The organism is Ochrobactrum sp. PL_is483 (assembly GCF_055816855.1).
Genome location: NZ_JBVPGS010000030.1, coordinates 117,620 through 139,331 on the forward strand (window position 1 = coordinate 117,620; position 21,712 = coordinate 139,331).

A 21,712-nucleotide genomic window follows, 5' to 3' on the forward strand; every position below is an offset into this window, starting at 1 on the left:
AGGACTGGCCCGTGACCACAAACTTCTCCGCTAAATGAAATCGCAAGCGCTTGACGCTGAAAGGCCAAAAGCGCACAAGAAATCATGTCTGAGATTCGATCCATCTGTGTTTATTGCGGCTCGTCTACGGGCCTGAATCCCATCTATCGCGAAGCGGGCGTTACGCTTGGCCGCTCCATTGCCGAACACGGCCTGCGCCTTGTTTATGGCGGCGGCACGCGCGGCATCATGGGCGCGGTTGCGCAAGGCGTGATGGAAGCTGGCGGCGAGGTTACCGGCATCATCCCGACCTTCCTGCTCGACAAGGAAGCGAGCCTCGAAAAGGCCCAACAGCTGACCGAGCTCATCGTCGTCGGCGACATGCATGAGCGCAAGCACCTTATGTTCCAGAAATCGGATGCGTTTGTCACGCTGCCGGGAGGCATCGGCACGGTTGAAGAAATCGTGGAAATGATGACCTGGGCGCAACTCGGCAAGCATCGCAAGCCGATGGTTTTCGCAAACATCAACAATTTCTGGCAGCCTATGCTCTCACTGCTTGAGCATATGGCGGCAGAAGGCTTCCTGCATACCGCGCATCAGGTAAAGCCATTGGTGATCGACAAGGCGGAAGACATCGTTCCCGCCATCATCGCCGCCAATGGCAAGGCGCATGAAGGCGACCAGAAGATCATCGAGAAGATGTAAGACACCCATCTCGCAAACTGTGATCTAGTTTGCGAGATGTTTCCTTTGCTCATAGATGAGACCAAGAAACGTACCCGGTATTCCCGGCCAAAGCGTGAACCGGTTGTTGTGTATGTACCTCCGCCAGAAAATCGGCACCGCTTCCGGATATCTGTGCGCCACCTGAAATCGTGCTGCTTATCGAGGCAGCTTCCGGCCCCAGCTCGCGATTTCGGTCCCTCCAAAGCCAAAACAATTAGGAGCTTTTAATGCAGCCACAGCTTCGTTGAACTGCTCCAGACTGATGTGTCCGGTATCGAGTAATTCTTCACGCAGCTGTTGCCCCGTTAGCGCCCAAAACTTACCGAGAAGACTTCCTCCCTGAATAATCTGCACATTGCTTTCAAAACCTACGCCATTAAACTCACTCTTGGAAATACGCTCCACCAGGGACCGAGCCCAATTTCCATCGCCACCTCTACGAGAAAGCATTTTAACTATGGACTCGAAAAATTTTCGATATGGCGAGTTCTGGGTGGAAATGAGCGAAGTAAAATCAATTTCTTCCAAAAGGAGAAGTCCTCCAGGACGCAATGCGCGGATAATTTTCTCCAAAACTTCTTCTCTATGTGAGATATGACACAACGTCCAACGGGCATGAACAAAATCAAACTCTTCCACCGGGATCGGTTCTTTTGTCACATCCTGTTGCAGTATTCTTACATTTTTCGACGTTATAGACCTAATTAAATTCGTATTTATATCTATCGCAGTTACAGTTCCGGTGTCCCCGACAATCTCCGAAAGCCATTTAACGATGGACCCACGTCCAGCTCCAATTTCAAGGCAATGAGAACCGCGCCCCACATGCCCTAACTGCTTAACTCGCCTTTTTGTGCCTTCATCAAGATAAAGTTCAAGCAACCCTAAACGACGGTCGGCTTCCGACCAAGAGTTATCCAACGTGTAATGACTCAATCTATACCCCTCCTCGAAATAATAAATAACGATTGCAGAAATATAAAAAATTACAATATATTTTTATAGTTATAGGAATATATACTCACCTATAACCGACAATCATAATATACTTTTTCATATAGTATATAATTAGCGATCAAATGGCGCGAAAATGGCGATTCTCAAGCGCTACATGCGGGCAAATAGCCATTTTCGGCCACATTATTTTTTCGGAAAAGATGCGTGTCAAAACAAAAGGTTAAAGCGCCGATCTGACCCAATCAGGCCAGCGCTCCAAAATCAAATCAGTGTGTGCTGAAGACTTACTTTCTTACCAGTGTCGCCACAGCTTCAACGTGTGGCGACCAGAGGAACTGGTCAATCGGCGTGACACGCGTGACGCGATAACCGCCCTTTGTCAGAATGGCGAGGTCGCGAGCCAGCGTCACCGGATTGCACGAAACCGCGACAACCTTTTCCACCTTGGATTTCGCCAGTTCAAGCGCCTGCTCTTCTGCGCCTGCCCGCGGAGGATCGAAAACCACGGCATTATAGGTCAGCAGTTCCTTCGGCATCAGTGGCCGGCGGAACAGATCGCGTCGCTCGACCGAGACGGGCTTCAAGCCCTGCACATGGCGCACGCCTCGATCAAGAGCCGCAAGCGCCAGCGCGTCGTTCTCGACCGCATGAACCGCGCTCTTTTCCGCAATCCGCAGTGCAAATGTGCCGACGCCGCAGAACAGGTCCGCGACACGCTTGGCTTTGCCGACATGATCCAGCACCAACTGCACCATTGCTTCTTCCGCATCGGTCGTTGCCTGCAAGAAGCAGCCGGGCGGCACCGGAACCGGCACCTTGCCGAAGTGAATGAGCGGCTTTTTCGGCTCAACGATGATTTCGCCTTCATGCGAAAGACGCGCAAAGCCCTTTTTCATGACAAGAGCGGTCAGCGCGCGCCGTTGATCGTCGCTCAGCTTGCCGCAGCCGCTCGCCGCGAGATCAAGACCGGATGCAGTCAACGTCACCGCCAGCTTGAAGGGCTTGGAGCCAGGCGCGATCAAAGCACCAACTTCACGCAAATCGTCAAGCCGCGCAATGATCTCGGGAACAGTTACCGCACATTCAACGATGTCGATGATTTCGTGGCTCAAGTGACGATTGAAGCCAAGCAGGACGCCCTTCTCCGTCTTGCGCGCCGCAAAAACAGCGCGGCGGCGCGTACGTGGCTGGCAAGCGACCAGAGGCGCAACTTCCGCATCAATCCCCCTGCCCTTCAGCGCGGAGACGACCAGTTCGCGCTTCCACAGACGATAGGGTTCATCCTGCCAGTGTTGCAAGGCGCAGCCACCGCAATCCTCGAAATGCTGGCAGGCGGGCGCCCGACGCTCAGGCGATGTTTCCAGAAGCGCCATAACCGTCGCTCGGTTCTTATCACGCGCGACATTGGCCACCTCGCCCGGCAGCGTGAAAGGCACATAAATCTGACCGTCTGGAAGGTTGGCGACGCCATCGCCGCCCGCGCCAATCGAGCGGATTGTAATCTGGGTCGTCATCGGTCTTTCTTTCCTGCCAGGAGATATTCACGATTGCCATCTCCGCCTTCGATAGGCGATGGGCAGAGGCCGAGCGCACGCCAACCTGCCTGCGTTTCCAGCCATGATTTCAGTTCTTCCGCAATGCGTTCGCCATCTTTCGGATCGCGCAAAATGCCGCCCTTGCCGATGGCCTCGCGCCCCGCTTCAAATTGCGGCTTTACGAGAAGCGCGCAGATAGCATCTTTTTGCGCCAAGGCCAATGCCGGGGGCAAGGCCAGTTTGAGCGAGATGAAACTCACATCCGAAACCACGCAATCGATTTCGCGCCCATCCAGATGGGAGAGCTCAAGCCCGCGAGCATTGAGCCCTTCCTTGTTGGTTACACGAGGATCGGCGCGCAGGGACTCATGCAATTGGTCATGGCCGACATCGATAGCCAGAACATGGCTTGCACCCCGCTCCAGAAGCACCTGCGTGAAGCCGCCTGTCGAAGCGCCAATGTCGAGCGCTGTGCGTCCTTTCACATCAAGGTCGAAATGGTCGAGCGCCGCAATAAGCTTCAGGGCAGCGCGGGAGACATAGGCGCTTGCCGGATCATCAACGGCGATCTTCGCCGTGCGCAGAACCGTCTGGCCCGGCTTGGTGACGGTCTTGCCGTCCACCTTGACCGTACCGCGCTGGATTGCATCTCGCGCCCGCGAGCGCGTTGCAAACAGCCCAAGCTCCACCAGCAACTGGTCGAGCCGCAGGTTCTTATCGCCAACCGGTTCAGGCACGGTGGGAGGTAGTCAGTTGGTCGCGACCAAGAGCGGCAAACACCGCATGCACGATGCCCGTCCGGTCGAGACCGGCCTCGGCATACATGGCGTCCGGCTTGCCGTGGTCCTGATAGCTGTCCGGCAAGGCCAGCGCGCGCACTTTGAGGCCACGATCCAGAAGTCCGTCCGTGGCGAGGAATTGCAGCACGTGGCTGCCAAAACCGCCAACCGCACCCTCTTCCACCATCACCAGCACTTCGTGTTCACGCGCCAAGCGGCGGATCAGATCATGATCGAGCGGCTTGGCAAAACGTGCATCAGCAACCGTGGTCGATAGACCGGCAGCGCCCAGCTCATCGGCGGCGGCAAGGCATTCCTGCAAGCGCGTCCCGAAGGACAGCAGCGCAACCTTCGTGCCTTCGCGCACGATGCGCCCTTTGCCGATTTGAAGCAGTTGCCCGCGTTCAGGCAGATCGACACCGACACCATCGCCACGCGGATAGCGGAAGGAAATCGGACCTTCGTCATATTCAGCGGCCGTGCGCACCATATGGCGCAGTTCGGCCTCGTCGGAAGCGGCCATCACCACGAAACCGGGGAGAGCGGCAAGGAATCCTGTATCGAACGAGCCTGCATGGGTCGGGCCATCGGCCCCAACCAGACCGGCGCGGTCGATAGGGAAGCGCACCGGCAGGTTCTGGATCGAAACGTCATGCACGACCTGATCGTAGCCGCGCTGCAGGAAGGTGGAGTAGATCGCACAGAACGGCTTGAAACCTTCACTTGCGAGACCGGCGGCGAAAGTCACCGCATGTTGCTCGGCAATGCCGACATCGAATGTGCGCTGCGGGAACACCTCGCCAAAAAGATCAAGCCCGGTGCCCGACGGCATGGCGGCAGTGATCGCCACTATTCTGTGGTCGTGACGGGCTTCTTCGATCAGGCTGGTGCCGAAAATCTTGGTATAGCTCGGCGCATTTGCGGGCGGTTTCGACTGCTGACCGGTTATGACGTCGAATTTATTGACGCCGTGATATTTGTCGGCGGCAGCTTCCGCAGGCCCATAACCCTTGCCCTTTTGCGTGACCACGTGGATCAGTACCGGGCCTTCCTGCGTGTCTCGCACATTTTTCAGGATCGGCAGCAGATGATCCAGATTATGCCCGTCAATGGGGCCGACATAATAAAAGCCAAGCTCTTCAAACAGCGTGCCGCCAGTGAAAAAGGCACGCGCATATTCTTCCGACTTGCGGGCCTTGTCCTGAAGGAACTTCGGCAGTTTTTTGGCGACCTGCTTGGCGGCTTCGCGGACGCTGCGGTAAGTCTTGCCGGAGACAAGACGCGCCAGATAGGCACTCATTGCGCCGGTCGGCGGCGCAATCGACATGTCATTATCGTTGAGGATGACAATAAGGCGCGCATCGAGCGCACCGGCATTGTTCATCGCTTCATAGGCCATGCCTGCCGACATGGAACCATCGCCGATGACGGCAATCACATTGCGCTTTTCGCCCGAAAGATCGGATGCGACGGCCATGCCGAGGCCAGCCGAAATCGATGTCGACGAATGCGCCGCCCCGAAAGGATCATATTCGCTTTCAGTGCGCTTGGTGAAACCAGAAAGGCCGCCGGTCTGGCGCAATGTGCGGATGCGGTCGCGACGCCCGGTCAAAATCTTGTGCGGATAGGCCTGATGGCCAACGTCCCAGATGATGCGGTCGTGCGGGGTATCGAAGACATGGTGCAATGCCACGGTCAGTTCCACCACACCCAGTCCCGCGCCCAGATGCCCGCCAGTGGTCGAAACCACGTCGATCAACTCCGCGCGCAATTCCTGCGCGAGCTGCGGCAAGTCGGATTCCGGCAATGCACGCAGGCGATCCGGGGTCGGCGCCTTATCGAGCAATGGGGTCAGGGGTCGGGACATTAAAACAACCTGTTTCTGGTTCGGCCTTGTTGTCGGTATAGCAGCTACGCGACGGGATCAAGCAGGGAGACATCGTGTCCCAACTCAATTCATTTCATTCAGGCAAAGGTATGAAATCCTTTTCGTCACCGGGCACAATATCAAAACGCCCGGTTCGCCATTCTTCCTTGGCCTGCTCAATCCTCTCCCGTGAAGAGGATACGAAATTCCACCATACATAGCGCTTCGAGCCAAGGGCCGCACCGCCAAAAAGCATGATATGCGCTCCCTCCGGTCCGGCCTGCACTACGATATCGTCGCCGGGGCGAAAGGCCAGCAAGCGATCAGGCGGGAACACTTCTCCGCCAATGCCGACATTGCCCTGCAAGGTATAGATAGCACGTTCTTCAGCCACGGGCGGGATCGGGAAACGTCCGTTCGGCTCAATTCGAATATCTGCATAGAGCGTATCGGCATGTTGGATTACCGGAGACTTCAGCCCCAGCATGGCCCCCATGATCAGGCGGCCGGAAAAATCACGGTCCTCCATCACCGGCAGATCGGGAGCATTGGTATGAAAAAATTCCGGGTTGATTTCTTCCAGCGCGTCGGGAAGCGCGAGCCATGTCTGAATGCCGGAAATCGACAACGGTCCGTTGCGTTCCTCTTCCGGCGACCGTTCCGAATGCACAATGCCCCGGCCTGCCGTCATCAGGTTCACATCACCAGGACGGATGACCATTTCAGTGCCGAGACTATCCCTATGCCGGATATGCCCGTCAAAAAGATAGGTCACCGTGGAAAGGCCGATATGCGGATGCGGGCGCACATCCAGCGCATCGCCATCGCGCAGAACAGCCGGCCCCATGCGATCGAAGAAAATGAACGGCCCCACCAGACGGCGACGCACCGTTGGCAAAGCGCGCCGCACTTCCAGCCCGCCAATGTCGCTTGTACGCGGGATGACCAGCGTTTCGATGCTATCAACCGAGGTCTTGTCGCCAAGAACCGGATCAGGACACGGAAAGAAACTCATGAAACGCGACTCCAGCCATTAATCTGTAGAGCTTATATAAGAGCTGATTGCAGTTTATCGAAAGCGCATTCAAAACAAAACCGCACCGACGAGCGGTGCGGTTCAGTCTCCATGCAAAATCCTGTCAGCGCCCTTGCAACAGCTTGGAAAGCGCACTGGTGTCGGGAACCTGTCCGTTCGTCGTCAGCTTGTCCACCAGGCCCGGCAGCACCTGCGAGAGCTGGTCCAGAAGCTCCTGCTGATCGATGCCGGCATGCGCCGCAATTTCACTGAGCGTTTTCTGGCCGAGCGCATCGCCAAGCTGCCCTGGCTCGATTGGATGGTTGGAACCCTGACCAACCCACGAATCCACCTTGTCGCCAAGACCAGCCTGCTTGAGTTGATCGAGAAGACCGCCGAGTCCGCCGCCGAGAGGTCCCGGCGCGGAGGGAGCCGCAGAAGCATTTCCGGCAGCCGCACCGCCGAGCAGACCCCCAAGCCCGCCAAGGATGCCGCCGAGCAGCCCGCCGCCTGCCTGCGATTGATCCGGCACAGGCACAGGCTGCGCCGGAGCAGCCGCCGTATCGTCGCCATGGCCCTTCAACATCTTGCCGATCAGCAGGGCGCCGAGCGCAATCAGAACCGGCTTCGCCAGGCTTCCGCCAGGAATAGGCGAATTGCCCGAGTTGTCGTCATAACTTCCCATCACACGATACTCCCTGTTATCCGATGCCAACTGTGCATTCGGTAAGATAAAGGTAAATGGGTTTCCCATTTTGACAAGCATTATACCTTGCAAATTTTGTAGCAGTGTGAAAATTTCCTAAGTGCGTGATGCAAAAATGTATTTACGCATCGGGAGATATTAGATGTCTGTTATAAGCTGGATAATACTAGGCTTGATTGCCGGCTTCATCGGCAGCAAGATTGTCAATAAAAGCGGCCAGGGCCTTTTCCTGGATATTGCTCTCGGCATTGTCGGCGCCATCGTCGGCGGTGTGATTTCGTCTCAGCTTTTTGGACGTGGCGTCACCGGCGCGTTCGATCCGATCAGTCTTGTTATTGCGATAGTCGGTTCAATAATCGTGTTGTGGGTGTACCACGCAATTACCGGCAAGCGTTCCATCGGTTGATGTGATAGATACAGATTTCAGGCTCCGGCTCGTCCGGGGCCTTTTATCGTGTTTCGATCTGACTGGGATCAGATCGGCATTTGCCGAAAGACCTGCAAATCAATGAGCTTTCTGGAACCTTATATTGCCGCATATGGCGCGCTGGCGCTTTTCTTTATCGTATATTTTGAATCCTTCGGCGCCCCCTTGCCCGGCGAAAGCGCCCTCATAGCAAGCTCGCTGCTTGCGCTGCACGGAACGCTGAACATCGAAGCTGTGCTTCTCGCGGTTTTTGTTGGCGCGGTGCTAGGTGATTGCACAGGCTATCTGATCGGGCGTTTTGGTGGACGCCGACTGATCTTGCGATACGGCCATCTCGTCAAACTCACGCCGGAACGTCTGGAGCAGTTTGAAAAACTCTTCGACAGCAAGGGAATTTATGTGGTCGCAACGGCACGCTTCGTCGTGCTGCTGCGGCAGCTTAACGGCATCGTTGCGGGTTCAATGAAGATGAACCCGCCGCATTTTCTGGCCGCCAATATTATCGGCGCTGCAGGATGGACGCTTGCCTGGGGACTTGGCCCCTACATGCTGAGCGGCGTTTTAGCACCTTACATCACCCCGCTCAAAACGCTCTTCTGACCGGAAACACTCTGACCGATATTACTCAGGGTCCAGCGGTTCCGTTCCGACCGGCTGCCCATCGCGGCCAATGCGGATTTTCTCCACCTTGTCCTCGGCGGATTTCAGAAGCGTGTCGCAATGCTTCTTCAGGGCTTCGCCGCGCTCATAGATGCGAATGGATTCCTCCAGCGGCACGTCGCCCCGCTCCAGATCGTCGACGATCTTCTCAAGCTGCTTCAGCGCATCCTCGAAGCTCATTACCGCAATGTCGGCGTTGGACGGTTCGGTTACCATGATTCATCCTTTCAACAGCCGCGTAATATGCGTAGACGCGGACTGCGACAAGCCCTCTAGATCATATCCACCTTCGAGCACACTCACTAGCCGGTGATCGCAGAACCTTTCTGCCCGCTCCATGAGCTTGCCCGTCGCCCAATCAAAATCCGCTTCGTCAAGATTAAGCTCGGCCAGCGGATCGCGAAAATGAGCATCGAAGCCCGCCGAAATAAGGATCAAATCTGGCCGGAAATTGTCCAAGGCAGGCAATACACGACTATTAAATGCCTCGCGAAATTCGCGGCTTCCGGTATCGGGGGAAAGCGGCGCATTGAAGATATTGCCGACGCCGGTTTCATCCTTCGCACCCGTGCCGGGATATAAAGGAAACTGATGCGTCGAGCAGAACAGGACGCTTGGATCGTCCTTGAAAATATCCTGCGTTCCGTTTCCGTGATGCACGTCCCAATCGACGATGGCGACGCGCTCGGCACCGTGGCGGCGCTGTGCATGGCGGGCAGCAATCGCAACATTGTTGAAAAGGCAAAAACCCATTGCTGTGGAACGTTCGGCGTGATGTCCCGGCGGGCGAGCCGCAACGAACACATTATTTGCAGTTCCCGAAAATACATCATCGACCGCAGCCGTGGCCGCACCGATTGCCGTCAGCGCGGCTTCCAGACTTTTCGGGCTGACATACGTGTCGCCGTCGAGCCGCACCACTGGCGCCGGTGCTTCCTCGTCCGGAGAAGGCTCGGGTATTCCGGCGCGTATCGCTTCCAGATGTTCTTCCGGGTGCGCAAGAAGCACAGCCGTCTCGTCGGCGCGCGGTGCTTCAACTCGGTCGAGCCGATAGAAATCCGGCCCCTCGAGTTCACTCATCAGCGCCCGGATGCGATCCGGGCGCTCGGGATGGCCGGGTGGGGTCAAATGTTCCAGATAGATCGGATGCCAGTAAAGCCGTGTCGTCATAGTTTCACTATAGCATCTCACCGGCACATGACCATGACGGCCATGCGCCTGATCTGTCTGAAACGCGGTTAGATGATTTCCGTGCGGGCGATGTGAATGCCGAAGCCTTCGAGACCGACATAATGGCGCTCGCGCGACGCCAGAAGCACAATCGACGTGATGCCGAGGTCCTTCAATATCTGTGCGCCAAGACCGATCTGACGCCACTCTTCCTCGCGGGCAACCGCTTCGGCGTGGCTTTCATGCTCGCCCTGGATCGCATCGCGAGCGCGGGTATCGTGATGATCGGAACGAACGCCGACAGAGCCTTCGCGCAGATAGACCAGTACGCCGCGGCCTTCCTTGCCCATCTTTTCCATGATGGCGTCAAGATTGCTGCTGCCTTTGCCGAAAACGTCGTTCAGCACATCTTCGCGGTGCAGGCGAACCGGCACTTCCTCACCGTCACGAATGTCGCCGAATACGACAGCAACGTGCTGCATCGGTTCCCATGGCAGTTCATATGTGTAGGCATGGGCGCTTCCCGCACAGGTGCTTACAAGTGCATCGCCAACGCGCTTGACCAGCGTTTCCTTGCGCTGGCGATAGGCGATGAGGTCGGCAACAGTGACCCGATGCAGAGCGTGTTTTTCGGCAAAAGCCTTTACGTCGGGGCCGCGCATGACGGAACCGTCATCGTTGACCAGCTCGCAGATCACGCCGATCGGCGGGAGATTTGCGAGCTTGCAGAGGTCGACAGCGGCTTCCGTATGGCCGGACCGCATCAGAACGCCGCCTTCGCGGGCAACCAGCGGGAAAATATGGCCGGGACGCACGAAATCCGAAGCGCCTGCATTGGGATTGGCCAGATTGCGAACGGTCAGCGTGCGGTCTTCCGCCGAAATGCCGGTCGTGGTGCCATGGCGGTAATCGACCGTCACAGTGAACGCTGTCGTGTGGGCAGATTCGTTTTCAGCAACCATGGGTGCGAGGTTGAGCCGCTTGGCTTCCTCGCGTGTCATCGGCGTGCAGACGATACCGGACGTATGACGAACGATGAAGGCCATCTTTTCCGGCGTGCAATGCACGGCGGCGACAATCAGGTCGCCTTCGTTCTCGCGCCCGTCATCATCCATGACTACAACGATTTCGCCGCGTTCGAATGCACGAAGCGCATCAACGACCTGTTTCTGATTATAGCTCATTTCGACCTCTATATGTCAGACAACCGACTGGCCCAATCGCCGGTTAGATTATGGCCAGTCTGGCCCCAAATGAATCAGACGCGGCCAGTCTGACCGCGATGACGCAGATAATGATCGGCAATCGCGCAAGCTACCATCGCCTCGCCGATTGGCACGGCGCGAATGCCCACGCATGGATCATGACGGCCCTTGGTCATCACATCCACTTCCTGGCCGTCCTTATCGACAGAGCGGCGCGGGGTCAGAATCGACGAGGTCGGCTTGACAGCGAAACGCGCCACAACCGGCGCGCCGGTTGCGATGCCACCCAGAATGCCGCCTGCATGATTGGACAGGAACAACGGCTTGCCGTCATTGCCCATGCGCATTTCGTCGGCATTTTCTTCGCCGGTAAGACGCGCCGCCTCGAAACCATTGCCTATTTCGACGCCCTTCACGGCGTTGATCGACATCAGCAGGCTGGCAATGTCCTGATCAAGCTTGCCATAGATCGGCGCGCCAATGCCAGCAGGCACGCCTTCAGCAACAATCTCGATAACCGCACCGACCGACGATCCGCTTTTGCGAATGCCATCGAGATAGTCCGCGAACAATTCGACCGAACCCGCATCCGGCGAGAAGAAAGGATTGTTGTCCACTTCGGACCAGTTCCAGCGACGGCGGTCGATGCCGTGCACGCCCATGGCAACCAGCGCGCCCTTGACTTCCAGCCCCGGCACGATCTTGCGCGCTATGGCGCCAGCCGCAACACGGGCTGCGGTTTCACGCGCCGACGAACGCCCGCCACCGCGATAGTCGCGAATGCCATATTTGACGTCATAGGTGTAATCGGCATGGCCGGGACGGTACTGGCGAGCAATCTCGCCATAATCCTTGGAGCGCTGATCGGTATTCTCGATCATCATCGAAATCGGCGTGCCGGTGGTCGTCATGGTCACACCGTCATCGCCCAGAAGAACGCCGGAAAGCACGCGCACCTGATCGGGTTCGCGGCGCTGCGTGGTATATTTTGACTGGCCGGGCTTGCGCTTGTCGAGATAGGCCTGAATTTCAGCTTCCGTGAACGTGATGCCGGGCGGGCAGCCGTCAACAACGCAACCGAGCGCCAGACCGTGACTTTCGCCCCAGGTGGTTACGCGGAACAGATGGCCGAAACTATTGTGAGACATGCGCGACGCCTGAATAAATTGTCCTTGTCCGGAGCAGGCCAAGGAGAGAGCAGCTACTTTACGCGCCGGTTTTATTGGGCTTTTTGACGCCGGTCAAATCAAGCTCTCCGGCGACGTAAAATTTCCTTCTGAAGATCGATATCCGGCATTTTTTTTGACACATTCAGAACGCTACACTGTGGGATATCCGGCGCGACGCGCCAAAACACCAAATAGCGACAATCGTGTCGAATCGGTCAGGCGACAACCCAATCCGAGGCACAACCAAAGGAACGGAAAGTCATGCATTATCTGGTCGGATTAATCCTCATCGTTGCTTCGCTTTTCTCCACGGTAGCGATGGCGGACGATGCCGAAGGCAAGATCACCGGTATCAACAAGGACAGCGAAACCATTACGCTGGATGACGGCCAGACATACAAGCTGCCTGGCGAGTTCGATTATAGCGCAATCAACAAGGGCATGAAGGTCCTTATCATTTATGATATGGTCGACAGCACGCGCTTCATCACCGATATTCAGGAAGCGCCGTAAGCAGACCTTGACGGGCTAATTCGCGCGCGTTGAATGATCGGTTAAAGGGTCACGTGCCCGTCAACACATGTAACGACATTGCCGCCAATCCAAATGCCATCGACTTCGCGCCGCACGTGAATGCGCCCTGCCCGCCCAAGGGCAGTGCCTTGGCTGGCAACATAGGATTCGTCCGCTATACCACTGCCGATCAACCACTGGGCTATGCCCGCGTTTAGACTTCCTGTAACCGGATCTTCAAAGCCAGCCGCTGTAAAAGCCCGGACTTCAAAATCGGCAGCGGAACCGTCCTCGGCCTGTCTCCATGGTGCGACGACACCAACCCGCAGGCCAGAAATTGCCGCGAAATCTGGACGAAGGGCTAAAACGTCCTCCCTGCTTTTCAGAAGGACAGCCAGCCAGCCCGGACCGTTGTCGACCCACCGCGCATCAACAATAGTGTCCATGCTGATATGCAAGGCTCCTGCGATACGTTGCAGCAATTGCGGTTCAAGGGCATCGCTTCTGATGAGCTCGGGGGCGGCAAAGGAAAGCATGTCGCCGTTCCTGCGTATGCGGATCAATCCGGCCTCGCATTCCTGCACGACCTCCCCACCATCGGCTCTCCCATTCGAAGCGAGCCAGACATGACAGCTCCCTAAAGTCGGGTGTCCCGCAAAAGGTAACTCACGCGACGGGGTGAAAATCCGGACGCGATAGTCTGCCTCGATTTTTGTCGGCTTTAGCAGAAAAGTGGTCTCGCTCAGATTGGTCCAGTTTGCAAACGCAGCCATTTGGGTGTCGTCCAAACTATCTGCATCGACAACGACAGCCAGCGGATTCCCGCCCAACGGTCGGGACGCGAAGACATCGACCTGCTGAAATTTGAACGTAAGACCTTTAGAACCGAGCATCATCCCCCCCCCCCGAAATGTGGCTTTCAATATTTGATCGGTTCAGTCGTCGACTGCTCGTGTCTCAAATCCACTCAAGCTTGCCGTTTTCGAACTTCAGAAGCTTGTCCTGCGGGATGGATAGATTTGCCGCAGAGTGGCCGTCCATATCGCCGTAAAGGTAAAACAGCGTGCGAATGCAGCCGCCATGCGTCACGCAGACGGTAGGCCATTCCACAGCCTCCACCCAGCGCCCGATACGGCGCGAGAGGCTCATATAGCTTTCAGCGGTTGCGCCCGGCGGCACAAAATTCCACTTGTCGCGAGCGCGCGCTTCCAGAAGATCTTCGCGTTCCTTGGCAATGTCTTCCATCATGAAGCCTTGCCAATCGCCGAAATTGACTTCCATCAGCTGCGGGTCTGTGCGGTAATCATAAGGGTCGAGCCCCATGCGCAGGCGGATGCGCTCCATCGTTTCGCGGGTTCGACGCAGAGGGCTTGCCACGAAGTCGAAGCCCGCGCCGTCACCGATCAGCGATTTCAGCATATCGCCATTGCGATCCGCCTGGGTGCGGCCATGGGCATTGATATCGATGTCGAGCTGTCCCTGAATGCGCTGCGAAACATTCCAGTCCGTCTCGCCGTGACGCGAAAAGTAGATGATTTCCCGAGCCACAGCTCTACCCCAATATGCCGTCAGTCGTTGTCTGCATAGCTTCCCCGCATCGGGAAAGAAAAATCCCGAAAAGCCGGTCAGCTTTTCGGGATTTGATATTCGCTGCTTCAGTCTTTCACGACCGAAATATCCGGCGCGTCGACCGCTTTCATGCCGATGACATGATAACCGCTATCCGCGTGATGAACTTCACCGGTCACCGAACGGGACAGGTCGGAAAGGAAATAAAGGCCGACATCGCCCACTTCCTCGATGGTGACGGTACGGCGCAGCGGCGCATTGTACTCGTTCCACTTGAGGATATAGCGGAAATCGCCGATGCCGGAGGCGGCGAGCGTCTTGATCGGGCCTGCCGAAATCGCATTGACGCGAATGTTCTGCGGTCCAAGATCAACGGCCAGATATTTCACGCTGGCCTCAAGGGCAGCCTTGGCGACACCCATGACATTGTAGTTCGGCATGACCTTTTCGGCGCCATAATAGGTCAGTGTCAGGATCGAGCCGCCGTCAGCCATCAGCTTTTCCGCGCGGCGCGAAATCGCCGTCAGCGAATAGACCGAAATCAGCATCGTGTTGGTGAAATTGGCTTCCGATGTATCGACATAGCGGCCCGTCAGCTCGTCCTTGTCGGAAAAACCGATGGCGTGCACGACGAAATCGAGCTTGCCCCACTTCTTCTCAAGCGTCTCGAAAACAGCATCGATGCTGGCGGCATCCGCCACATCGCAATGTCCGGCAACGAAAGCGCCAAGCTCTTCAGCCAGAGGCTCGACACGCTTCTTCAATGCATCGCCCTGATAGGTGAATGCGAGCTCTGCGCCTGCATCGCGAGCGGCCTTGGCAATACCCCATGCGATGGAGCGGTTGTTGGCGACGCCCAGAATCAATCCACGCTTGCCCTGCAACAAACCTGACTGTGCGGTCATTAGGGGTCCTCATTGAAAACAATTAACTTGTTGCCCTATCGCACAGCCTCGGCTCTCCTTCAAGCAATTGCAGTGAAAAAGCCGGGCATTGTCACTTTACTGCCGCAAAGAGACAACACCCGGCTTCAAACGATTGAAGACCTGTTCAGGCTTGTTTGCGTTTTTGCAGGAATTCTTCCAGTTCCGTGTCGCCGCCATCCGGCAGCATGATCCGCACGTGAACATAAAGATCGCCGCGCCCGCCAGCTTTCAGCGGAAGACCTTTTTCCTTCAGGCGCAGCACGCGATCGGAACTTGACCATGCCGGTATTTTCACCGCAATCCGCCCGTCGAGCGTTTCAACCTCCTGCCTGCCGCCAAGCACCGCATCTGCAAGCTCGACCGGCAGGTCTACATGCACGTCACGGCCTTCCAGGCGAAACCGCGGATGCGCCTTGAATTGGATAGTGACCAGCGCATCGCCTGCCGTTCCGCCCATCAAGGTCTCGCCCTGCCCTTTCAGGCGAATGGTCTGGCCGTCTTCGACATATTTCGGCAGTTTGATCTTGAGGTGCTTGCCGTTCGGGAAAATCGCTTCGACCTTCTCCGCGCCTGCGGCCTGTTCCAGCGTAATATCGATGGAGGCGGAAAGGTCTGCCCCCTTGGATGGGCCACGCTGCCTTGCGCCGCCTGCCCTGCCCCCGCCGCCGAAAGCGCCACCAAAAAGATCGTTCAGGATATCTTCTGCGCCGCCGAAGCCACCGCCCTGCTGAAAGCCGCCGGGGCCGGAACGAAATTCAAAATGGCTGTTGCCGCCGCCCTGCCGGAAACCGGCGAACGGGTCGCCATGTGCGCCGCCGAAGCCCTGTCCGCCTGTGAAGCCCTGGAAAGCGGGCTTGCCCTCGGCGTCGATCTCGCCGCGATCGAATTGCCCGCGCTTGTCCTTGTCGCCCAAAATTTCATAGGCTTGATTCAGTTCTGCGAAGCGCTCCTGCGCCTTCGGATCGTCCTTGTTCTGATCCGGATGGTGCTTTTTGGCCAGCTTGCGAAAAGCCGATTTTATTTCATCGGGCTTCGCCGTTTTGGCGACGCCCAGCACGCTATAGGGATCGCGCATATAGTTCCTCTTTCAGGAAAATGACTGTGAGATGAGTAAGACTCGTTGCCCATAATATGCGCATCTGTCTGGAAAAGTTCCAGTCAGGTCAGGCTTTTCTTTTCAGATCGGGGCGAACGAAGTCACGGTCCATTGACCGCCGCGCTGCATGCAGGTTTCGCCGCGATAGATGGAAACGCCGTCAAAAGCTTCGCGCGAGGTTTCGAACTCGCGGCAGAGCTGATTGTTCTTGCTGTTTTCGGCAATTGTCGTGATCGTGCCCTGGCTACCCGTATCGGGATTGGCCCACGGTACGGGCTTCTTGCCCCATTCCGTAAAATTAAGCGCAGAAACCACGTTCTTTATCGCGGATTGGTCGGAAAGCTTGCCGGTATCGGTTTCGACCGGCTGTGCGTGCTTCACGGAACCGGTGATCGTGGAAGAATCAGGGACGGCTTTTTCAATGCTCACGCCACCCATGGCGCAACCGGCAAGCGAAAAAAGGCATATGCCGATCGCGGCCTTGCGCAGCACATTCGCGCCGCAGCCGAGGCTCCAGAGATTATATTTGTGGCGAAGCGTCTCAACGGCCAACGCTATTCCCTTATTTCTACACGCTTAAGATGCAGAGATTATGAGTGAGCTTGAGTTAACAAGCGGTGTGCCGGAAAGGTAAACAAATCGGAATCGGAGCACAACGGCCACTCCCGCAAATTATTCAGCCGTCAAAGGTTGTTCCCGGCTATCCATTTTCTTTGGGCAGCCACCACTCACCCAGGGACCAGCTGTCTTTCAGAAAAAGGAGAATCTGGGACATTCACCGTCGTCGTGCGGGTGGCATAGCCGTTTCGACCTGCCTGCTTTACCTTGTAAAGCGCCAGATCGGCCCGCGCAAAAACGTCGAGATCACTCGTTTCGTTACCCGGTTCCTCGCTCGCAATGCCGACGCTCACCGTCAAGACGAGTTTCCGGCCATTGAAAACAAGCGGCGCATGGTTGATAGCCCCGACGATTTCACGGGCGATTTCCGTCGCTTCCTGCTCATGCATTCCAGGCAGCAAAATCGAAAATTCATCGCCTCCAAAGCGTGCCAGCACGCCGCGCCGATTGAGGACATCGACTCCAATATCGGCAAAATGCACAAGGGCCTGATCGCCCAGCGCATGGCCATATGTGTCGTTCCATTGCTTGAAGTTGTCGATATCGATCAGCATGACGCTATAAGCCGCCCCGTCTTCGCTGAATGCGAGCTCCGCCCTCGCCAGCCTTTTCATGAAATGGCGCCGGTTCGGGAGTCCGGTCAATTCATCGGTCTCGGCGACCTTTGCCATATCGCCGTGCAGGCGATTCATCGCCATGACGATGAAACCGAAATTCCAGATCATGCCGCTATAGATCACGCAGACGAGCGCATAACTCTCAATAGCAAAATAAAGCGACTGGTCGAATTCTCCCGCCCATGCGGCGATGTTCAGCGATGTCTCGATCGCATGCCCGATGATGCCGAGCAAAAAAGCGACGATGGCGATACGGCCGCCGAGACCGAGGCTCTTTTGCCGTGCCAGGTAAAACACCGTCATCGCCATGGGGACCGACTGGCCCACCGCATAGGCGATGTTGCGCCCCTGCCAGCTCGCATGAAACGCGGCCATGACGGCGAAACTTGCGAGCGATATTCCCATCGCCATCCGCCAGCCGCCTCTCTGACCGTAGAAATGGCGCGCGCCGATGTAGGCCAGACAAAATCCGTAGATGATGATGGTGTTGCCGATGACAGCAGGCCAGAACGCCCCCTCATTGCCTTGCAGCGAAAGAACGAAGCCTCCGACAAGCAGAAGTGCCGTCGAAAGAAGCCATATCCGGGCCGGCCTGAACTTCCGATAAGAGAAGGCGATAGCGGTCCAGATTATACAGACCGTCAGTGAATTTAAAAATATGACTATATAGAGCGTCAGGAAATCGAGTTCTGGCATAGCCCCTACCTTGACCGGGCGCCCTACAAGAAGTTGTGTGTCAAGTAAAGCCATGCAGGCCTGCGACGACACATCCCGGCAAAGCGATGGACAAAACGGCGGTTATCGAAGAAGCTCCCCTTAGACTCCGACTGCGGGGATTCTTTGGCAGGATGCCCCACAAATTTCCGACAGGCTGTTGAAAATCCAAAATGACAAACGCAAGCGACGACTTCACCGAATCCTCCCAGCCGTTCAAGCTCTTTGCCGACTGGCTGGCCGATGCCAAACAGAGCGAACCGAACGATCCGAATGCGGTGGCGCTGGCGACGGTTGACCCCGACGGCCTGCCCAATGTGCGCATGGTGCTGCTGAAGGATTTTGACGAGCAGGGCTTCGTCTTCTACACCAATTATGAAAGCACCAAGGGCAAGGAAATCCTGTCGGCGGAAAAGGCCGCGATGTGCTTCCATTGGAAGACGCTGCGGCGTCAGGTGCGCGTGCGCGGCGTGGTGGAGAAAGTCAGCGACGCCGAAGCTGATGCCTATTACGCCTCGCGCCCGCGCGGTAGCCGCATCGGCGCATGGGCATCCAAACAGTCACGTCCGCTGGAAAGCCGGTTCGCGCTGGAAAAGGCAGTCGCGGAATATACCGCCAAATATGCCATCGGCGATATTCCTCGCCCGCCCTACTGGTCGGGTTTCCGTATCCGCCCGGTCTCGATTGAATTCTGGCATGATCGGGCCTTCCGCCTGCATGACCGCGTGCTTTTCACGCGGCCGACGCCGGAGGGCGACTGGAACAAGGACAGGCTCTATCCCTGATCCGATAAAGCAAGGCCACCGTTTCCGGTGGCCTTCTTATTTATACCAGCGGCTTGACCGCTACCCACAGGCTTCCGACAACAAGCCCGAGGAAGATCAGCCAGCCCACGATATTGTTGGATTTGAACAGTTTCAGGCACTGGTCGGGATTGTCGATATCGAGCACGATGATCTGGCGATAGAGATGCACGCCTGCGGCGAGCAATCCGGCAAGCGCTGGCATCGGCACCTCAGCCACGGCGAAAGCTGCCGCGAAGAAGCCGATAGCCCCGCCATAGAGGACCATCAACGCCGTCTTGGTGTGCTTGCCGAACAGGCGCGCCGTGGAGCGTACGCCCACCAGCGCGTCGTCTTCCTTGTCCTGATGTGCATAGATCGTGTCATAGCCGATCGTCCACAGGATAGCGCCACAATAGAGCAGCACCGGCGGAAGCGCGAGCGAGCCTTCCACCGCGGCCCAGCCCATGAGCGCGCCCCATGAGAAAGCGAGACCAAGCACAAATTGCGGCCAGTCGGTAATTCGTTTCATGAAGGGATAGGCGGCGACGATCAGAAGCGAGAAAATGCCAAGGCCGATGGAAAACCAGTTGAATTGCAGCACCACCACGAGACCTACCAGCGCCTGCAAGACCAGAAACAGCTTGGCCTGACTGCGTGTGACCTGCCCCGACGGCAGCGGACGCGAGCGCGTGCGGTCCACCTTGTCATCAATATCCTGATCGACAAGATCGTTATAGGTGCAGCCAGAACCGCGCATGGCGATGGCGCCGACCAGAAACAGAAACAGATGCCAGATAGAAGGCATGACGGCCCATGCGCCATCGCCGGGCTTTGCGCCTGCGCCCGCCACGAGCGCGGCCGACCACCAGCATGGCCAGAGCAGAAGCTGCCAGCCAATGGGACGGTCCCAGCGGGCAAGCTGCGCATAAGGCCACAGCCAGTGCGGCAGGACGTGATAAACCCAATGGCCGGACGGAGCATCCTTCACCCGCCCACGCGCCATGCGCGACTGGATATCGGAATTCGCCTGTGGTTGCTGCATGACCGCCTGCTTTCTCGAAACTGAACGACTCTACCCGCTTTTTCTGCAAAAATCGCGAGCCTGCCCTTGCCCGCGTGTGCGATGGGCAATACAGAGCCGGGTTAGTTAAGTGTTTACTTTCCTCAAGCACAGGGAGCAAGGCATGAAAGTTCTGTTGATCGGTTCCGGTGGACGCGAGCACGCTCTTGCATGGAAACTTGCCGCCTCTCCTTTGCTCGAAAAGCTCTATTGCGCACCCGGCAATCCGGGTATTGCGACGGTCGCCGAACTGGTCGACATCAGCGTCGATGACCACAAGGCACTGATCGCCTTCGCCAAGGACAAGAAGATCGACCTCGTGGTGGTCGGGCCGGAAGCGCCGCTCGTGGCTGGCCTCTCCGACGAAATGCGCACTGAGGGTATCCGCGTGTTCGGCCCCTCCAAGGCTGCGGCACAACTTGAAGGATCGAAGGGTTTTACCAAGGATCTCTGCGCGCGCTTCGATATTCCAACAGGCGCCTATGGTCGCTTCAACAATGCGCCCAAGGCCAAGGCCTATATCCGCCAGCAGGGTGCACCCATCGTCGTCAAGGCCGACGGGCTTGCCGCAGGCAAGGGCGTGGTCGTGGCGATGACACTCGATGAAGCCCTCGATGCGGTGGATGCCTGCTTCGAAGGCGCGTTCGGCTCTGCCGGTGCAGAAGTGGTGGTCGAGGAGTTTCTGGACGGCGAAGAAGCAAGCTTCTTCTGTATCTGCGATGGCAAGACCGCTTTGCCGCTCGGCTCGGCACAGGATCACAAGCGCGTCGGCGATGGCGATACCGGCCCGAATACCGGCGGCATGGGTGCCTATGCCCCCGCTCCGGTGATGACGCCGGAAATCGTCGAACGCACCATGCGCGAACTGATCGAGCCAACGATGCGCGGCATGGCCGAAATCGGCGCGCCGTTCTCCGGCATCCTGTTCCTCGGCCTTATGATCGGCAAGGACGGCCCGAAACTGATCGAATACAACACCCGTTTCGGTGATCCGGAATGTCAGGTGCTGATGATGCGCCTCGATAGCGACCTGCTGGCACTTATCAATGCTGCCGTGGACGGCAAGCTTGATGAAGTCTCGCTCGACTGGAAAGACCAGCCGGCGCTGACGGTGGTGATGGCTGCGGAAGGCTATCCGTCCAATGTGAAAAAGGGCAGCGTGATCCGTGGCCTCGACAAGCTCGAAGGCATGGATGGCGTCAAGGTGTTCCACGCAGGTACGGCGGAGAAGGAGGGCAACATCATTGCCAATGGTGGTCGCGTGCTGAACGTCACGGCAATCGCCGATACGGTCGCCGAAGCGCAGGCCAAAGCCTATGAAGCCGTGAAACGCGTCGACTGGCCGGAAGGCTTCTATCGCTCCGATATCGGCTGGCGTGCTGTCGAGCGTGAGAAACAGTCCTGACATCGCCGATCAGCCTCATCACCCCGCAATAATCCTCTTTTTTAAGCGCCCTGGCCGTTGCGGCTGAGGGCTTTTGCCTGTGGATGGCTGTCCGCCATCCCATCACGATGACGTGTATCGAAAACATTGACGTTTACGTAATAAGCCGATAGCTCTTATGTCGGATAGCCGTTTTGGCGCCTGCCGGAATGCGAACAGCGCCGATGCAGGG

Annotated in this window: 23 protein-coding genes; 6 read left to right on the plus strand and 17 right to left on the minus strand. The window is 57.1% G+C overall.

The genetic code is table 11. From position 1 onward, the window contains the following. The first annotated feature begins 84 nt into the window (after nt 1-84). Nucleotides 85-687, plus strand: a complete 603-nt coding sequence (locus AC0TNJ_RS06980; protein ID WP_473768702.1) for an LOG family protein — start codon at nt 85-87, stop codon at nt 685-687. Between the two features lie 177 nt (nt 688-864). Here the strand turns inward: AC0TNJ_RS06980 and AC0TNJ_RS06985 are convergent, their stop codons facing one another. The 6 genes from AC0TNJ_RS06985 to AC0TNJ_RS07010 all read right to left on the minus strand — a co-directional run bounded on the left by AC0TNJ_RS06985 (nt 865) and on the right by AC0TNJ_RS07010 (nt 7,546). Continuing rightward, nucleotides 865-1,644 (minus strand): class I SAM-dependent methyltransferase, encoded by a 780-nt coding sequence (locus AC0TNJ_RS06985; RefSeq protein WP_473770673.1) that lies wholly within the window; start codon nt 1,642-1,644, stop codon nt 865-867. A gap of 305 nt (nt 1,645-1,949) precedes the next feature. Beyond that, on the minus strand, nt 1,950-3,179 hold the full coding sequence (locus AC0TNJ_RS06990; protein ID WP_473770674.1) for a class I SAM-dependent RNA methyltransferase: 1,230 nt from the start codon (nt 3,177-3,179) through the stop codon (nt 1,950-1,952). After that, the gene (locus tag AC0TNJ_RS06995; protein ID WP_473770675.1) at nt 3,176-3,937 is read right to left on the minus strand and encodes a TlyA family RNA methyltransferase; all 762 of its coding nucleotides are present in this window, start codon (nt 3,935-3,937) and stop codon (nt 3,176-3,178) included. The genes AC0TNJ_RS06990 and AC0TNJ_RS06995 overlap by 4 nt, the downstream gene beginning before the upstream one ends. After that, a complete protein-coding gene (gene dxs / locus AC0TNJ_RS07000; RefSeq protein WP_473770676.1) occupies nt 3,930-5,846 on the minus strand; it encodes a 1-deoxy-D-xylulose-5-phosphate synthase in 1,917 nt (638 codons plus the stop codon). Before dxs ends, AC0TNJ_RS06995 begins: the two co-directional genes overlap by 8 nt. A 94-nt stretch (nt 5,847-5,940) precedes the next feature. Then, a complete protein-coding gene (locus tag AC0TNJ_RS07005; protein ID WP_473768707.1) occupies nt 5,941-6,861 on the minus strand; it encodes a pirin family protein in 921 nt (306 codons plus the stop codon). A gap of 124 nt (nt 6,862-6,985) precedes the next feature. Continuing rightward, nucleotides 6,986-7,546: a YidB family protein gene (locus AC0TNJ_RS07010; RefSeq protein WP_122003188.1), complete on the minus strand. Its 561-nt coding sequence runs from the start codon at nt 7,544-7,546 to the stop codon at nt 6,986-6,988. Between the two features lie 163 nt (nt 7,547-7,709). Between AC0TNJ_RS07010 and AC0TNJ_RS07015 the strand changes: the two genes are divergently transcribed. Together AC0TNJ_RS07015 and AC0TNJ_RS07020 are read left to right on the plus strand one after the other, a co-directional pair. Then, complete coding sequence (locus AC0TNJ_RS07015) at nt 7,710-7,973, plus strand: GlsB/YeaQ/YmgE family stress response membrane protein (RefSeq protein WP_071633375.1); 264 nt, start codon at nt 7,710-7,712, stop codon at nt 7,971-7,973. Nucleotides 7,974-8,075: 102 nt separating this feature from the next. Beyond that, nucleotides 8,076-8,594, plus strand: coding sequence for a DedA family protein (locus tag AC0TNJ_RS07020; protein ID WP_473770677.1), 519 nt, complete (start codon nt 8,076-8,078; stop codon nt 8,592-8,594). A 21-nt stretch (nt 8,595-8,615) separates the two neighbouring features. Here the strand turns inward: AC0TNJ_RS07020 and AC0TNJ_RS07025 are convergent, their stop codons facing one another. The 4 genes from AC0TNJ_RS07025 to aroC all read right to left on the minus strand — a co-directional run bounded on the left by AC0TNJ_RS07025 (nt 8,616) and on the right by aroC (nt 12,177). Next, the gene (locus AC0TNJ_RS07025) at nt 8,616-8,870 is read right to left on the minus strand and encodes an exodeoxyribonuclease VII small subunit (RefSeq protein WP_002963588.1); all 255 of its coding nucleotides are present in this window, start codon (nt 8,868-8,870) and stop codon (nt 8,616-8,618) included. 3 nt (nt 8,871-8,873) lie between these two features. Further along, nucleotides 8,874-9,824: a histone deacetylase family protein gene (locus AC0TNJ_RS07030; protein WP_473770678.1), complete on the minus strand. Its 951-nt coding sequence runs from the start codon at nt 9,822-9,824 to the stop codon at nt 8,874-8,876. Nucleotides 9,825-9,892: 68 nt separating this feature from the next. After that, nucleotides 9,893-11,008, minus strand: coding sequence for a 3,4-dihydroxy-2-butanone-4-phosphate synthase (gene ribB / locus AC0TNJ_RS07035; RefSeq protein WP_122003184.1), 1,116 nt, complete (start codon nt 11,006-11,008; stop codon nt 9,893-9,895). A gap of 74 nt (nt 11,009-11,082) precedes the next feature. Then, entirely contained in the window at nt 11,083-12,177 is a 1,095-nt protein-coding gene (gene aroC / locus AC0TNJ_RS07040; RefSeq protein ID WP_122003183.1) for a chorismate synthase, read from the minus strand. A 282-nt stretch (nt 12,178-12,459) separates the two neighbouring features. On the opposite strand from aroC, the gene AC0TNJ_RS07045 reads away from it, so the two are divergent. Next, nucleotides 12,460-12,711 carry a DUF1344 domain-containing protein gene (locus AC0TNJ_RS07045; RefSeq protein ID WP_010658359.1) on the plus strand — a complete coding sequence of 84 codons (252 nt, stop codon included), beginning with the start codon at nt 12,460-12,462 and terminating at the stop codon, nt 12,709-12,711. 41 nt (nt 12,712-12,752) lie between these two features. On the opposite strand, the gene AC0TNJ_RS07050 is transcribed toward AC0TNJ_RS07045, so the two are convergent. The 6 genes from AC0TNJ_RS07050 to AC0TNJ_RS07075 all read right to left on the minus strand — a co-directional run bounded on the left by AC0TNJ_RS07050 (nt 12,753) and on the right by AC0TNJ_RS07075 (nt 18,287). Further along, the gene (locus AC0TNJ_RS07050) at nt 12,753-13,604 is read right to left on the minus strand and encodes a PhzF family phenazine biosynthesis protein (RefSeq protein ID WP_473770733.1); all 852 of its coding nucleotides are present in this window, start codon (nt 13,602-13,604) and stop codon (nt 12,753-12,755) included. Nucleotides 13,605-13,668: 64 nt separating this feature from the next. After that, nucleotides 13,669-14,259, minus strand: coding sequence for a histidine phosphatase family protein (locus AC0TNJ_RS07055; protein ID WP_473770679.1), 591 nt, complete (start codon nt 14,257-14,259; stop codon nt 13,669-13,671). 107 nt (nt 14,260-14,366) lie between these two features. Continuing rightward, on the minus strand, nt 14,367-15,185 hold the full coding sequence (fabI, locus tag AC0TNJ_RS07060; RefSeq protein ID WP_006466187.1) for an enoyl-ACP reductase FabI: 819 nt from the start codon (nt 15,183-15,185) through the stop codon (nt 14,367-14,369). A gap of 145 nt (nt 15,186-15,330) precedes the next feature. Then, complete coding sequence (locus AC0TNJ_RS07065; RefSeq protein WP_473770680.1) at nt 15,331-16,281, minus strand: DnaJ C-terminal domain-containing protein; 951 nt, start codon at nt 16,279-16,281, stop codon at nt 15,331-15,333. A gap of 102 nt (nt 16,282-16,383) precedes the next feature. Next, entirely contained in the window at nt 16,384-16,794 is a 411-nt protein-coding gene (locus tag AC0TNJ_RS07070) for an RT0821/Lpp0805 family surface protein (protein ID WP_473768965.1), read from the minus strand. A gap of 236 nt (nt 16,795-17,030) precedes the next feature. Next, on the minus strand, nt 17,031-18,287 hold the full coding sequence (locus AC0TNJ_RS07075; protein ID WP_473770681.1) for a GGDEF domain-containing protein: 1,257 nt from the start codon (nt 18,285-18,287) through the stop codon (nt 17,031-17,033). Nucleotides 18,288-18,424: 137 nt separating this feature from the next. Between AC0TNJ_RS07075 and pdxH the strand changes: the two genes are divergently transcribed. Further along, nucleotides 18,425-19,036 carry a pyridoxamine 5'-phosphate oxidase gene (gene pdxH / locus AC0TNJ_RS07080; RefSeq protein ID WP_122003175.1) on the plus strand — a complete coding sequence of 204 codons (612 nt, stop codon included), beginning with the start codon at nt 18,425-18,427 and terminating at the stop codon, nt 19,034-19,036. A gap of 40 nt (nt 19,037-19,076) precedes the next feature. On the opposite strand, the gene ubiA is transcribed toward pdxH, so the two are convergent. Then, on the minus strand, nt 19,077-20,078 hold the full coding sequence (gene ubiA, locus AC0TNJ_RS07085) for a 4-hydroxybenzoate octaprenyltransferase (RefSeq protein ID WP_473768713.1): 1,002 nt from the start codon (nt 20,076-20,078) through the stop codon (nt 19,077-19,079). Nucleotides 20,079-20,220: 142 nt separating this feature from the next. Between ubiA and purD the strand changes: the two genes are divergently transcribed. Continuing rightward, entirely contained in the window at nt 20,221-21,501 is a 1,281-nt protein-coding gene (purD, locus tag AC0TNJ_RS07090; RefSeq protein ID WP_473770682.1) for a phosphoribosylamine--glycine ligase, read from the plus strand. Nucleotides 21,502-21,712: the final 211 nt, after the last annotated feature.

Excerpts from the sequence above, each read along its gene's own strand:
- AC0TNJ_RS07050 (WP_473770733.1), bottom strand. The coding sequence starts at position 13,604 with ATGCTCGGTTCTAAAGGTCTTACGTTCAAATTTCAGCAGGTCGATGTC.
- AC0TNJ_RS07075 (WP_473770681.1), bottom strand. The coding sequence starts at position 18,287 with ATGGCTTTACTTGACACACAACTTCTTGTAGGGCGCCCGGTCAAGGTA.
- AC0TNJ_RS07020 (WP_473770677.1), top strand. The coding sequence starts at position 8,076 with ATGAGCTTTCTGGAACCTTATATTGCCGCATATGGCGCGCTGGCGCTT.
- AC0TNJ_RS07045 (WP_010658359.1), top strand. The coding sequence starts at position 12,460 with ATGCATTATCTGGTCGGATTAATCCTCATCGTTGCTTCGCTTTTCTCC.
- AC0TNJ_RS06980 (WP_473768702.1), top strand. The coding sequence starts at position 85 with ATGTCTGAGATTCGATCCATCTGTGTTTATTGCGGCTCGTCTACGGGC.
- AC0TNJ_RS07005 (WP_473768707.1), bottom strand. The coding sequence starts at position 6,861 with ATGAGTTTCTTTCCGTGTCCTGATCCGGTTCTTGGCGACAAGACCTCG.
- ubiA (WP_473768713.1), bottom strand. The coding sequence starts at position 20,078 with ATGCAGCAACCACAGGCGAATTCCGATATCCAGTCGCGCATGGCGCGT.
- dxs (WP_473770676.1), bottom strand. The coding sequence starts at position 5,846 with ATGTCCCGACCCCTGACCCCATTGCTCGATAAGGCGCCGACCCCGGAT.
- AC0TNJ_RS07025 (WP_002963588.1), bottom strand. The coding sequence starts at position 8,870 with ATGGTAACCGAACCGTCCAACGCCGACATTGCGGTAATGAGCTTCGAG.
- AC0TNJ_RS07065 (WP_473770680.1), bottom strand. The coding sequence starts at position 16,281 with ATGCGCGATCCCTATAGCGTGCTGGGCGTCGCCAAAACGGCGAAGCCC.
- aroC (WP_122003183.1), bottom strand. The coding sequence starts at position 12,177 with ATGTCTCACAATAGTTTCGGCCATCTGTTCCGCGTAACCACCTGGGGC.
- ribB (WP_122003184.1), bottom strand. The coding sequence starts at position 11,008 with ATGAGCTATAATCAGAAACAGGTCGTTGATGCGCTTCGTGCATTCGAA.
- pdxH (WP_122003175.1), top strand. The coding sequence starts at position 18,425 with ATGACAAACGCAAGCGACGACTTCACCGAATCCTCCCAGCCGTTCAAG.
- fabI (WP_006466187.1), bottom strand. The coding sequence starts at position 15,185 with ATGACCGCACAGTCAGGTTTGTTGCAGGGCAAGCGTGGATTGATTCTG.
- AC0TNJ_RS07010 (WP_122003188.1), bottom strand. The coding sequence starts at position 7,546 with ATGGGAAGTTATGACGACAACTCGGGCAATTCGCCTATTCCTGGCGGA.
- AC0TNJ_RS06990 (WP_473770674.1), bottom strand. The coding sequence starts at position 3,179 with ATGACGACCCAGATTACAATCCGCTCGATTGGCGCGGGCGGCGATGGC.
- AC0TNJ_RS07015 (WP_071633375.1), top strand. The coding sequence starts at position 7,710 with ATGTCTGTTATAAGCTGGATAATACTAGGCTTGATTGCCGGCTTCATC.
- AC0TNJ_RS07030 (WP_473770678.1), bottom strand. The coding sequence starts at position 9,824 with ATGACGACACGGCTTTACTGGCATCCGATCTATCTGGAACATTTGACC.
- purD (WP_473770682.1), top strand. The coding sequence starts at position 20,221 with ATGAAAGTTCTGTTGATCGGTTCCGGTGGACGCGAGCACGCTCTTGCA.